Origin of the sequence: Mesoplasma corruscae, from assembly GCF_002930145.1 — a bacterium.
GTDB classification, from domain to species: domain Bacteria; phylum Bacillota_I; class Bacilli_A; order Mycoplasmatales; family Mycoplasmataceae; genus Entomoplasma; species Entomoplasma ellychniae.
On sequence record NZ_PHNF01000001.1, the window covers coordinates 109997 to 123714 of the forward strand.

The following is a 13718-nucleotide window of genomic DNA, read 5'->3' on the forward strand; positions in this document are numbered from 1 at the left end:
GCAAGTTAATTTGTCTTTTTAATAATTAATTTATTGATATTTTTACCCATTGTGTGAAATTTAGTTTCATACTCAGTAGCAACATTATTTTTTAATAGTATTGGTTCATTATATAAATCAGTTGTTTGACTAATAATTAATCAATGAGGGTTTTGATTTATTTGTTCAATTGCAAATTCAAAAAATACATCATTGTCTGTTTTAAATTCTATTGTTCCAAATTCTTTTAAAATATATGCATAAATCTTTAAAAAGTTATTATGCATTAACCTTTTTTTCTCATGCTTTGCTTTTGGTCAAGGATCTGAAAAATTTAAATATATTTTATCAATAGAATTTTTCTTAAATATAAAAGATAAATCTTCTGCAAAATAATTAAAGTATTTTAAATTACTCATTTCTTTATTGTTTTCTTTAAATAACTTTAGTGATCTTTTTAAAGCTACCCCGACAACTGTTGTCACTTTTTCCATTCCAATATAATTAATGTCAGCATTTTGTAAAGCTTGCTGAGAAATAAAACTGCCTTTACCACATCCAATTTCTAATTGACATAATTGATTAGTTTGAAATAATGATCTTAAATTTAAAGCTTCATTTTCTTTTTCTCAAAAAATTAAATATTTTTTATTTGCTTTTAAAAATTCTCTAACTCAAGGTTTGTTTCTTAATCTCATATTAAACCAACAAAACCAATCCAAAAAAGCACACAACGCAAATAATATCTACAATAGTTGTAATTACTGGAGTTGAAAATACTGATGGGTCAATTTTCATTTTTTTAAAGATGATTGGGAGTATTACACCTAAAATGTTGCAAATTAAAACACAAATAAAAATACCTAGACTAGAATAAAGCATAACTTGCAATTGGGCTCTAGAAATTGATTGATCTTCTATCAAATAAACTATCGACAACCTTACAAGGTTGATTAAAACTAATGATATTGCTAATAATAAAGAAACCAAAGCCTCTTTAAGTAATATTTCTTTAATTTCTTTTTTATGAATTTGATTTAAAGACAAAGATCTTATTGTCATTAATGATATTTGAGTTGATATTGTATTACACAAGCCTATAACAACAATAATAATAGGTACCATTAAAAGGAAAGGTTGGGTTTTAGTTTCAAGTTTAATATTACTTAACGATAAAAATGTTGAAACTAAAATGTGAGTTATCACGCCTAAAATCAATATCCCTGACAAAGATGTAATTCTTGATTTAAACATGTTAAATAATGAAGTTTCAAAATAATCAGAATCAACATCATCAGCATCTATGCCTGAAAAGTTTTGAATATCTTCTGTTGATTCTTCCACTAAAACATCAATTACATCATCAACAGTTATGATTCCAATTAATTCATTGTTTTTGTCAACCACTGGTAAAGTGTTAATATCATATCTTTTAAAATTATGAGCAACTTCTTCTTGCTTCATATCAACTGGAACACTAATTATTTTAGTTTGCATTAAATCTTTTAATAAAGCTTTAGGATCATTAATAATTAATTGTTTAATTTCTAATCAACCTAATAATTTATTAGATTTATTAATAACAAATAAATCATCTATTTCATCATATTCCTCATGCCTTCTTTTAATAGCTTTAATTGCCATCTCAACAGTCATGTCCTCTTGAAGTTCCGTAAAGTTAATACTCATAATAGCCCCAGCGCTATATTCAGGGTATTTTAAAATATTATTAATATTTTTTCTAACATCTTGAGTTGTTGATTTCAAAATCTTTTTAACAACTTCACTTGGCATTTCATCAATTAAATCAATAATATCATCGGTGTATAACTCATCAATAATTTCTTTAATCTCATCCCCGTTAAAAGCTTGAATAATATATTCTTGATGGTCAGCATCTAAATAAGTAAAAATTTCTGCTGCTGTTTCAACTTCTAATAGTCTAAATATTTTTAAAACATCTTTTGATTCAAAACGCTCCATTGCTTCTGCAAAATCAACATATTGTGTATCTTTTGACATTTGTCTTAAAGATTTTAAATCTTTTGATTCTAAATATAATTTCAACTGTTGTTCTATTTGTTCTAAGGTTTGCATATTATTCTCTCTTATTTATTTTAAAATTTATTTATTAATATTATATAATAAATATATGGGGATGTCCTGGATTCGACAGGATGCTTAGTTTATATAACGGCAGTGGTCTGGTAGACCATAATACTTCTAGGTTTGATAAAATGCAAACAAAAACAAAACTGAAACAAACGAAGTTCCTTCATTCTTAATGAACGGACAAGCTAACTACGCATTCGCTGCCTAGTTTAGACTAATGTTTGGCACTACAGATAATTTTAGGGTTTATTTGTAGTTGATACCCTCTCTAATAGGAATTATGATCATAATAAATAAATTCTGAATTTAATTATGAATGTTAATTTAAGCTTTTGATTATTTTAATTAACTTGACATAATTTGAAAATAATATAAACTGTAGAAGTTATATAAAAGGGTGTTTTGGACGTGGGTTCAATTCCCACCATCTCCACCATTGAAAAAAACAAGCTTGGTTTTACCAAGCTTTTTGTTATATTATTTTGATATTTTTTAAATCTTCATAAATAGCTTCTCAAATTAAATTTCTAACAAGTTTATTATTGCCTGGAAAAGTGGAAATCATAAAAGTTATTGTAATATTATTAACAGGATCAACAATACCAAAAGAACCTAAAGCACCATCTCAACCAAATTCTTCAATTTCAGTTAAAGGTAAATTTTTGTTCTTTAGCCTTACTCTAACACCATACCCATAAGTATAATCCGAATTAAAAGATGATCTTTGATTAAAAATAGTTTTTAAATCACCAATTTGATCAGATGACATCTCTTTTATGGATGCTGTTGATATTAAATGTTGATTATGATGTTTAGATACTAAAAGTGAATTTAAAAATTTTGAATAATCATCAGTTGTAGAAAATATCCCATGACCTCCAAATGCTGCATTAGTTTTAAGTGAGTGTTTTGATAACATTCAAGATCAATTATGATTAGGTTTCAAAATGTTTTGAGTTTCATTCAAAATAGATGCATATACAACTGTTTTTCTTGATAAGTCATTTATTTCAAAATCAGTATCCTTCATTTTTAAAGGTTTTGTTATTTCTTTTAACACAAAATCTTGAAATTTCATATTTGTAATCTTTTCAATAATTCCACCTAAAATATCTAAACTAAACCCATAATGTCAATCTTGACCTGGATTGTATTCTAATTTAATCTTACTTACAAGTTGGCAAAATTCTTGAAGAGTTATATTTTCTTCTTCAATTTTTTTCTTAATTTTTTGTAACTCAAGTGTAGATTTATTTTGATCTCAAAAATAAGTTAATCCAGATGTCATAGTTAATAATTGTTTTATTGTTATTGGTTTTGAAAAATTTGGATAATATTTTTGAATATTTTCATCTAAAAATAATTGTTTTCTTTCTTGCAAAATCAAAGCAGCTACAACTGTTATTGGTTTTGACATTGAATATAGAGAAAATATATTGTTTTTTTTCATAATAACTTTATTTTCAAAATCATTGTAACCAAATGCATCAAAAAATAATTCTTTATTATCTTTTACAATTTTTATAACAGCTCCATGAAAAACTTTTTCTGTAATTAATTTATTTATGGTTTTTTGTGTTTTACTAAATATCATGCTTTAATTTTATATTAAAAAAAACTCCTAAGAGTTCTTTTAAATATTATTGAATGAGTTTTAAACAACTTTTTTAGCAGCTCTTTGTTCATCAATTATTTGAATCATTCTGGGTTTTATAGCTTCTTGTTCACCACCATAAACAATTTGAACATTTTTACCTCTTACAAGAGTTCCAGTAGAACCACCCAAAGACATAATTCCTTCTTTGTTTACAAGATCAGGGTTAACAACAGTTAAGCGCAAACGACTAGCGCAAGCATCAACATCAATAATATTTTCTTCACCACCAATAAATTCAATAAGTTTTCTAGCTTTTACCATACGAGCTTCTTCATTATTGTCAGCTTTAGCTATTTTAGAACCATCAAGATTTAAACCTTTTGATTCTTTAAAATCAGCTTTTGTAGCTAATTGAGCATCTGCTGATCCATCTCTACCAGGAACCATGACGTTTCCTTTTTTAACAGCAAAGTAGAATGCAAAGAAGTAAACTGGGCCCATAGCAACACTAACAATTAAAATTCCAAATGCTGACATAACTGACATAGCTCCACTAGCAAATCCTATAACCCCGAACACAATATAATCAATAAATCCACCAGAAACAGTCATAGTAATATGAGTTCCCATGAATCCTGCGAAGAAGAATGATATCGCAGCTAATGGCATATGAATACCATAGAACATTCAAGGAGCTAAGAATAAGAAAGTATATTCAATAGGTTCTGTAATACCAGTCAAGAAACATGTGAATCCAGCTGATAAGTAAATACCCATAACATTTTTTCTATTTTCTTTTGGTACGTTTAATCACATAGCAACTCCAGCTGCTGGTAATCCAAACATCATAAATCCATATTTACCTGCTTGGTATTGTCCTAAGTTAAGACCAAGTTTTTGTAAATCAGTAAAATTGATTATATTTAAATTTCCTAAAACTCAAGTCATTGCAGTTTGATCACCAAGACCAATTGTTTTACCACCTGAAATATAATCATTAATTGTACTTTTTAAAGTCTCAAGATCTCTACCATTTGAAAATACTACACCTGCAAATTTTTCAAGACTAGCAGCATTAACTGTTGCTTGAATATCTGCTCCAGCTGATGTTCATCATAAAGGGGCATAGAACACGTGGTGTAAACCAAATGGAACTAGTGATCTTTCAATAATCTCAAATACAAAAGATGAAACTCCCATTGGCAAGTTACCACTTGCAACACCAAGCGCTGCAAGACCAGCACCAAGTAAAGGTCAAATAAACATAATAATAAATGATAAAGGTAATACTGAAAAGAACGCAATAATAGGAACCAATTTAGTACCACTAAAAAATGAAATAGCTTGTGGCAATTGTGTTTTATGAAACTTGTTATATGATCAAGCAGCAATAGCTCCGACAAAAATCCCTGCAAATACTCCTGTATTTAATGATTGGATACCTACATTATTAGTGATAAGTCCACTATTGATTACACCATATCATAATAGTGCAAAAGCAGGTCTTCCATCTGAACCTAAAATAGCTGCTCCATTTGAATCAAGTGCTGGGTGAATAAGCGCTGATTGAGCACCATTCATAACCAAAAACCCAACAACTCCTGTAATAGCTGCAATCCCTGAATCTTTAGTATAAGCTAAAGCAACAGAAATACAAAATAATATAGGAAGGTTACCAAAGGCAACATCCCCCATTTTATTAAACAGTGTACCAACATATCAAAGAAAACTTTGATTTGCAGCAGCATTAGAAATAGCAGCGCCCACTCCTAAAAATACACCTGCAATAGGCAATAGTGCAATAGGTAATAAGAATGCTTTACTTAATTTTGAAAGAGTAGGCATGATTCCACCAGTAAACTTTTTAAGTTGAGTGATAAAAACTTTAGAGCCTAAACCTTCACGCTTTTTTGAAGTTATCATTTTATCTCCTTTTTATAATTTATAGAAGGTTATTTAAAACATCATCAACATACCAGAAAAAGCCATTATGAAACAAAATATAGTTAAAAATAAAGGAAAATTCTTTTTTGTAAATTCTCAAATGGAAGTTGATTCTTTATTGTTTTGGTGAAACTCATTATGAATTTTATTTCCATTTTTTATTCAATATGTTCATATTGAAGATATGATAGTCAATATTACTCCAATGACTAAAATACTTAATCCTATAATTTGTTGATCAGTCATGTTTTAAATACCCCCTATTTTTATTATAAAGTTTTCAAATATAAGTTTGTTAAATATAGTAATATTTTCTAATTAAACCCTCTATTTTTGGAATCTATTTTTTTAATTCACTCTTTCATCTTTTGATTATCTTTTTCTTCAAAAAGTTGAATAATAACAACTCTGTTAAATTCAATATCATTCAAATCCATGTAGTTTTTTATTTTATGAGTTCTATCTTCATTTATTTCAGATATCAGCTTAGTTATTTCTTTTCCTAAATTATCAGTTGTAAAAATATAAACAGGTATAAAAAAATCTTCAACATTTATGCCTTTAAAAGTTATTGCATAAACTCCTTGTTTATAATTAAAAATTTCATTTAATGAAAAACTTGGTTTTTTTCTGAAATGTTGAGCTCAATTTGTTTTTTTGTTTACCTTTTGTTTTGAAGCAACATAAAAAGACGACATCACTCCTCATAGAGCAAATACTATACCAATTATAGAAAGAACAACAATTACAACTATTGCTCAGATAGGTAATTTAAAATTAGCTGATTCACTCATAGTTTTCCTTAATATTTGTATTTACGCATTTCTTTACGTTCACTATCTCTTTTTTTGATGGTTTCTCTTTTATCGTGCAATTTCTTACCACGACCTAACCCAATTTCTAATTTAATATAATTGCCATTAAAATATAACTTTAAAGGAACAATTGTTAAAGATTCTAGCTGAACTCTTGATAATATTTTTTTAATTTCTTTTTTATGTAAAAGCAATTTTCGTGTTCTAAACGGATCAACTCCTTGAACAAAGTTGGCAAATTCATATTTCTTAATATTTGAGTTGATTAAAAAAGCTTCACCTTTTCTAATTATAATAAAAGCTTCGTTAATTGAGATATCATGATTACGAATGGATTTTACTTCTGGGCCAAATAATTCTAGTCCTGCTTCATAAATTTGTAGAATTTCATAATTAAAATATGCTTTTTTATTAGATGTAATTAAATCTATTCCCATTATGATCAGCTCCTTACTTTTATTAGACTAATATAAAGTCAATTTTTCTTTTTCTAATATCAGCTGCAATTATTTTGATTTTAACCTTTTGACCCATTCTATAGAACTGGTTATTTGTTTTAATTAAAACTTGATTAGTTTCATCATAAGTAATTCCTGCTTCCAAATTAGAAATATGTACCAGACCTTCAACCATATTTTCTAGTTGAACAAAAATACCAAATTTTAAAGCAACTGAAATTGTTCCTTCAAATTCCAAACCAATTTTATCTTGAAGATATTCAACCATGCAAGCTTTAACCACTTCACGTTCGCAATCTACACTTGTTGTTTCAGTTTCATTGATAATAGCACAAGCTCTAGTAATAAACTTTTCATTATCTTGCAAATCATTTTTATTATATTGTTTATTAATCACATATTGTTTTAGTAATCTATGAACAATTAAATCACTATATCTTCTAATTGGAGATGTAAAGTGAGTATAACATTTACTTGATAAACCAAAGTGACCAATATTATCTAATTGATATGCTGCTTTAGCCATGTATCTTAACAATGATAAATTTAATAACTCTTCTTCAATTGCATCTTTTGCTTGAACTTTAATATTGATTAAAGTCTTATTAATATTTACTGGATCTAACATTTCAGCTGGTGTTAGTTTAGGATCAATACCAAATGATTTTAGTGATTTATATCACGTGATTAAATCTTCTTCTTTTGGTTGATCATGATCTCTATAGATAAATGGTAATTCCATCTCATTAACAATTTCAGCAACAGCTTCATTTGCACTAACCATGAATTGTTCAATAAGTTTTTCAGATTCACCAGTTTGGCGTGCTTTAATTTCTAAAACATTGCCTTCATTATCCATCATAACTTTTGGTTCTCTGACATCAAATGTTATTGTTCCCCTTTTTATTTTGACTGCATCAATAAGTTTATACAATTGAATAGCTTGATCCATCATAACTTTTGATTCTTCATTATGATTTCATGAACCATTAGCTATATATTCATTTACTTCATTATAGTTTAGTCTAACTTTTGAAACCATAATTGTTTCATAAACTTTTTTAGATAACATAACACCTTGTTCATCAAATTCCATTTCACATGCTAATGCAAATTTTTTTGTATTAGGATTTAACGAACATAAATCATTACTTAATATTTTAGGTAACATAGGTATAACTTTGTTTGCTAAATAAGTGGAGTTACCACGAATTAAAGCTTCATTATCTAATGCTGAATCTATCTTTACATAATGACTGACATCAGCAATAGCAACATAAAGTTTAAAATGATTATTTGGTAGTTTTTCAACACAAATAGCATCATCTAAATCTTTAGAGTCTATTCCATCAATTGTAACAATCATTTTTTCTTCTAAAGAGTTAGCTTTTCTTTTTAACAATTCTTTAACTTCTTGTTCAACTGGTATATTAACTTCTTCAGCTTCTTTAATTGTCTTTTTGTTAAAATTAGTTTTAATATCAAATTCTTCTGCAATTGACATTATTCTGTCATTAGCTTTTCTTGAATCACCAATAATTTTTTTCAATCTTACAAATAAAATACGATCTTTAATTGAAACTATTTTTGCCTTAATAATTTGATATTCTTTAAAATCAAATTCATTTTTATTTACAATTCTAGTCTTAAAATTTGTAAATGCTTGGTCACTTGGTAAAAAATCTAAAAATCTACCATCAAAACTTTTTGAAATTTCTCCAATTAAAAAAAGTTTATTTCTAGTTAACAATTCTACAACTTCTGCTCTTGTTCTTTCATCTTTTATAACTGTATAAACTACAATATCACCATCATAACAACCAGACATAGAAACTGGTGGAACAAAGAACGCTTCTTCTTCGGGTTTTAAGATATCATTAACAAAACCAAATCCTTTTGGATTTAATCTTAAATTACCAGTTTTATATTTGTCGCCTAACAAATAAACATTATCTTCTTCAGAAATAACTATTAGTTTTGCTTGAACAAGTATTTCTAATTTATTTTTTAGTTGCACAATGTCAAAAATTTTTAACTTATTCGCTAAATTAGAAATGCTTATTAAATCCTTGTTATTTTTTAAAATTGATATTATTTCTTCTTTTTTCATATTTATAATTATAAAGCAATATATGAAAATATTAGTTTTTAGAATTAATAACTGATATTTTCTCTAACACTTCTATACTTTGAATTGATAAACTTAATCAGTAATTCATTTTTGGAAAATCTTGTGTCTTAGTCAAATGAATCATTTCTTGAATTTCTTGAATCATTGGATGAATAGTTTCATCTCTTGAGATCTCTATTCTTCCAACTCTTGCAATGTGGTGTTCTGAAATTATTTTATCTAAAGTCCCAATTCCTTTAATTTCTAAAGTTTGATCCTATGAATAAATTTGAGAGTTGACTGTTTGAAAGTTATTTTTAGAACTATTTATAAAAGTTATGTTTCCGTTTACATGCTGTATTAAAACATAATCAGCTATACTTACTCCATTTTTTAAATATTTAGATATTGAATTAACTTCTTTAACTTCACCAAATAAAGCTATAGCCATTTCAACAGGATTAATAAGAATATCATATGTATTACCTTTACCTAATTCAGCATCAAAAACTGAATCAAATATATTCTTATTAATCTTGCTCATTCTGCTTGAATATTGATTTGCATTTAAAAAAGCTCCAGTTGCTTTTGAATTAATAGACATTTCTTTTAGAATTTCAAATTCTTTTGAATGAATTGTCTTAATTGCTTCTAATAAAATAACTTTATTCTTATTAGCAAATTGAGTAAGTTCTAATATTTCTTTTTTTAAAAACGTTACTGGTTTTTCTAGTAAAACATTTATTTTATTTTTAAAAAACAATGCCTGAGAATAATGCAAACCATTGGGTGAAGCTATATAAACAAAGTCAACTTTTTGATTTACTATTTCTTCAAAAGAAGTTGTAATGATTGTATTTTCTTCGTCAATATTTTTTAAAAATATTTTAGCTGTTGGTAATGTTCTACTATATCATACACCATAATTTAAGTTATCAAATGACTTTGTAGCTTTAATAAACTCTTTTACTATATCACCAGTTCCGATTGTTGCAAACTTCATCTTATTCTCTTTTCTTAAAATGCTCAATCTCTTTCAAAATAGATGATGATAAAGTTCTTTTTTCTTCATCACTGATGAAATAAACAATTTCTAAATTATCATCTAATGCTTTAATTCCATCATAATATTGTACTTCATAATTAAAATCATCTTGTGACCTTAGCCCTCTTATAAGATATTTAGCGTTCAATTTTTTAGCTTGTTCTGTTGTTAGTATGCTTTCATTAATATCTACAAACACGTTTGTTAAATGTTTTATTTTTGATAAAACTAATTCTTTTCTTTCATTTGAATTTAATGTATTATTTTTGTTAATATTAAGTGAAATAATTACATGTACTTCATCAAATAATTTTGATGCTTTTTCTATTATATTCACATGGCCTTCATGTATTGGGTCAAAACTTCCTGGGTATATGGCTTTTTTCATAATTAACTCTTTTTAATATTTTAACTTAATAAAAAGTAATTAAATTATTTTGAGCATTAAAATAATTTAATTAAATATATTAGTTGCTCTACTAAAGATGCAATCCATATTCAAAATTGCACATTACAACGTATTATTTAAAGATAAAGTTTTGGCTTTCAAAATATATTATAATTTTGTTATTCAACCTTTTTTAAATGAAATAAGAATAAAGCCTATAACTAATTTAGAGATTTCAGGGGCACATAACTTTTTTGTATAAAAGATCAAACAAACACAATCTATCTAAAATTCTAGAGCCTATAAACAATCGATAGAATTTTTTATCGATATTACTTTTGATTGACATACGTATGGATGCTTATAATATAAAAATAATCATAATATATATTGAAAAAAGTAAATTATCTTGGAAAAAAGATAATTTACTTTTTTAACTCACGTGTTAGTATTTCAAATTATAAATTTAGTTAAGCTAATTTGCTTGCTTTTTTTAATTAAATTTTATCTAAGTCAACCAATCTTAAAATTAGGGCCCTAGTGTTTAAAACAAAAAATAACTTCTTTTGACTTAAATTCAATATAAAACAAAATATTATATTTCTTTGGTGTAGTTACTGGTTTAATTTGTTTTATTATATTTTAAAATAATTTATTTCCTTATTTATTATTTTTGTTCATTATATCTTAAATATATTTCATCAACTTTTCTTAAAAAATAGTCAAGTGTTAATATTTCTTTCATCTTATCTTCTGAAATAAATTTACTAATATCATAAGTTTTAATAACTTCAATAAAATCTTTATTTTCTTGTAAAGCAACTAAAGAAGCTTTTTGAATTAAATCATAAATTTCTTCTCTTTTATTATTCGAATGTTTAATAGCTTCAGTTAAAATTGGTTGAGAATAAAACACATTATTAGCTAATTGAATATTTTTTAACATCTGCTTTTCATCAACAACTATATTTATTAACACTGAATTTAATCTATTTGAAATATAAGTTATTAAGTTAAATACGTCTGGTAGCATAATTCTTTCGTTTGAACTATGCGAAATATCTCTTTCATGTCATAAAACATTATTCTCTAAAGCTGGAATAACATATGATTTAATCATTCTAGATAAACCTGATATGTTTTCAGAACTTATAGGGTTTTTTTTATGTGGCATAGAAGATGAACCCTTTTGATTAATTGAAAAACCTTCTAAAATTTCTTTAACTTCGCTTCTTTGATATAGTCTAATTTCAGTAGCGATCTTTTCAAAAGTAGACGCTAAATTAGCAAAACTTAAAAATAATGAAGCTAAACGATCCCTTTGTGAAACTTGAGTTGAAATTAAATCAACTGGCATTTGTAAATTTTTAGCTACTATGTTTTCGACTTCTACTTCTAAGTTAGCAAAGTTTCCCATAGAACCAGAAACTTTAGTTACACAAACATCTTCAAAAGCTAATGTAACTCTTTTTATTTGTCTTGATAACTCAGCATGTCATAATAAGAATTTTAAACCCAATGATGTTGGCTCGCCATATATTCCATGACTTCTTCCCATGATTAAAGTTTTTTTGTGTTTAATAGCTAAATTAAAAATTGTCAAACTTAATGCATTTAATGATTCCAAAACTATTAAGCTTGATTCTTTAATCTGTAAATTTTGAGCAGTGTCAACAACATCAGTTGAAGTAATGCCTAAGTGAATTCATTTTGCTTCTTCATTTAATGACTCACTGATCATTCTTGTAAAAGCAACAACATCATGTTTTGTTTCTTTTTCGATTTCTAACATTCTCGACAAAGAGAGATTAACTTTTTTAATAATAATGTCTAAATCATTTTGAGGTACAACACCCAATATGTTTCATGCTTTTATTACTTCTAATTCAACTTCTCACCATTTTTGAATTCTATTTTCTTCATCTCAAATTTTTTGAATTGAAGAAACTCTATATCTTTTAATCATTATTAAATTCCTCTTTAATCATGATTGTTTGTTTTCTGTCCGGTCCTACAGAGAAACCTAAAATATCAATTTCACAAAATTCACTAATTCTACTTAAATACTTTTTAGCGTTTTCTGGTAGTTGGTCTCAAGATGTAGTTTGAGTAATGTCTTGTTTTCATCCTGGTAAAGTTTCAAATACTGGTTTACATTTTCCAAATTCATTATTTGATGCAGGAATAGTATCAAACGCCTTTCCTTCATATTCATAAGAAGTACATAATTTAATTTCTTCTTCTGCATCCAACACATCTAATAAAGTTATAAATAATTCATCAATACCACCAGTTCTTATTGCATATTTTAATGCAACCAAATCTAATCAGCCAACTCTTCTTGGTCTTTTAGTGTTTGAACCATATTCATTTCCATTAACTCTAATTCTTTCACCAATTTCATTATCTAATTCAGTTGGCATAGCACCATTCCCAACTCTTGAATTATATGCTTTTGTAATTCCGACTACTTTATTAATTAACTTTGCATGAATCCCTGTTCCAACACTAACATTATTAGCTGTTGTGTTTGAGCTGGTTACATAAGGATAAGTACCGTGATCAATATCAAGTAAAGCTCCTTGTGCGCCTTCGAATAAAACTTTCTTATTTTCTAAAATAACTTTTTGAATTAGTTGACCACCATCAATTACTCTATTTTTAATGGTTTCAAAATTATGCATTTGTTTTTTGTAAAAATTTTCAAAATCTATATCAAATTTATCTTCGTAAATTTTTGTTATTTGATCTTTATGGTAATCAAAATTTTCTTTTAAAATATCTTTAAATTCAGGATCAGCAAAATCACAAATCCTAATACCGATTCTTTGAGCTTTATCTGAATAAGTTGGTCCAATCCCTCTTTTAGTAGTGCCGATTTTTCTGGTTTTTTTTGATTTTTCTTGTAAAGCATCTAAAGTTTGATTGTATTCAAAAACAACGTGAGCTCTGTCTGAAATTAATAGTTTATTTGTATTAACATTTGACTTTTCTAAAATATCAATTTCTTCCATTAATTTATCAATATTAACAACAGTACCATTTCCTATAATATTAGTTGTTTTTGGATTTAAAATTCCAGAAGGCACAATAGTTACTTTATATTTAACACCATCACTAACAATAACATGACCAGCATTATCTCCACCAGCAAATCTAACTACATAATCTGCATTTTGTGCAAAATAATCAGTTATTTTACCTTTTCCTTCATCTCCCCATTGGCTACCTAAAATAACCATAGTTTTATAATTATTACTTTTAAACATT

Annotated in this window: 13 protein-coding genes and 1 other RNA gene; 2 read left to right on the top strand and 12 right to left on the bottom strand. The window is 26.6% G+C overall.

Going from position 1 to position 13718, the window contains the following annotated elements:
• Window positions 1-5: 5 nt before the first annotated feature.
• Window positions 6-677, bottom strand: a complete 672-nt coding sequence (gene trmB / locus MCORR_RS00435) for a tRNA (guanosine(46)-N7)-methyltransferase TrmB (protein WP_104207683.1) — start codon at window positions 675-677, stop codon at window positions 6-8.
• A gap of 1 nt (window position 678) precedes the next feature.
• Window positions 679-2076: a magnesium transporter gene (mgtE, locus tag MCORR_RS00440; RefSeq protein ID WP_104207684.1), complete on the bottom strand. Its 1398-nt coding sequence runs from the start codon at window positions 2074-2076 to the stop codon at window positions 679-681.
• 57 nt (window positions 2077-2133) lie between these two features.
• Between mgtE and ssrA the strand changes: the two genes are divergently transcribed.
• Window positions 2134-2527, top strand: a transfer-messenger RNA (tmRNA) gene (ssrA, locus tag MCORR_RS00445).
• A 36-nt stretch (window positions 2528-2563) separates the two neighbouring features.
• On the opposite strand, the gene MCORR_RS00450 is transcribed toward ssrA, so the two are convergent.
• Both MCORR_RS00450 and MCORR_RS00455 read right to left on the bottom strand, forming a co-directional pair.
• Window positions 2564-3685, bottom strand: coding sequence for a serine hydrolase domain-containing protein (locus MCORR_RS00450; protein ID WP_104207685.1), 1122 nt, complete (start codon window positions 3683-3685; stop codon window positions 2564-2566).
• A 60-nt stretch (window positions 3686-3745) separates the two neighbouring features.
• Window positions 3746-5611 carry a PTS transporter subunit EIIC gene (locus MCORR_RS00455; protein WP_219818473.1) on the bottom strand — a complete coding sequence of 622 codons (1866 nt, stop codon included), beginning with the start codon at window positions 5609-5611 and terminating at the stop codon, window positions 3746-3748.
• Window positions 5612-5678: 67 nt separating this feature from the next.
• Here MCORR_RS00455 and MCORR_RS03750 point away from each other — a divergent pair, with 67 nt between their 5' ends.
• A complete protein-coding gene (locus MCORR_RS03750; RefSeq protein ID WP_181021194.1) occupies window positions 5679-5885 on the top strand; it encodes a hypothetical protein in 207 nt (68 codons plus the stop codon).
• A gap of 61 nt (window positions 5886-5946) precedes the next feature.
• On the opposite strand, the gene MCORR_RS00465 is transcribed toward MCORR_RS03750, so the two are convergent.
• From MCORR_RS00465 to MCORR_RS00495, 8 genes are all read right to left on the bottom strand, one after another.
• Window positions 5947-6426 (bottom strand): hypothetical protein, encoded by a 480-nt coding sequence (locus MCORR_RS00465; protein ID WP_104207687.1) that lies wholly within the window; start codon window positions 6424-6426, stop codon window positions 5947-5949.
• 8 nt (window positions 6427-6434) lie between these two features.
• Window positions 6435-6884 (bottom strand): SsrA-binding protein SmpB, encoded by a 450-nt coding sequence (gene smpB, locus MCORR_RS00470; protein ID WP_104207688.1) that lies wholly within the window; start codon window positions 6882-6884, stop codon window positions 6435-6437.
• Between the two features lie 22 nt (window positions 6885-6906).
• Window positions 6907-9015, bottom strand: coding sequence for a ribonuclease R (gene rnr / locus MCORR_RS00475; protein WP_104207689.1), 2109 nt, complete (start codon window positions 9013-9015; stop codon window positions 6907-6909).
• A gap of 31 nt (window positions 9016-9046) precedes the next feature.
• Window positions 9047-9181, bottom strand: a complete 135-nt coding sequence (locus MCORR_RS03915) for a hypothetical protein (RefSeq protein ID WP_281254008.1) — start codon at window positions 9179-9181, stop codon at window positions 9047-9049.
• A 111-nt stretch (window positions 9182-9292) separates the two neighbouring features.
• Window positions 9293-10018, bottom strand: coding sequence for a Gfo/Idh/MocA family protein (locus MCORR_RS00480; RefSeq protein WP_181021195.1), 726 nt, complete (start codon window positions 10016-10018; stop codon window positions 9293-9295).
• A gap of 1 nt (window position 10019) precedes the next feature.
• Window positions 10020-10448, bottom strand: coding sequence for a pantetheine-phosphate adenylyltransferase (gene coaD / locus MCORR_RS00485; RefSeq protein ID WP_104206080.1), 429 nt, complete (start codon window positions 10446-10448; stop codon window positions 10020-10022).
• A gap of 667 nt (window positions 10449-11115) precedes the next feature.
• On the bottom strand, window positions 11116-12414 hold the full coding sequence (gene purB, locus MCORR_RS00490; protein WP_104207691.1) for an adenylosuccinate lyase: 1299 nt from the start codon (window positions 12412-12414) through the stop codon (window positions 11116-11118).
• Window positions 12407-13717 (bottom strand): adenylosuccinate synthase, encoded by a 1311-nt coding sequence (locus tag MCORR_RS00495; RefSeq protein ID WP_104207692.1) that lies wholly within the window; start codon window positions 13715-13717, stop codon window positions 12407-12409. The genes purB and MCORR_RS00495 overlap by 8 nt, the downstream gene beginning before the upstream one ends.
• Window position 13718: the final 1 nt, after the last annotated feature.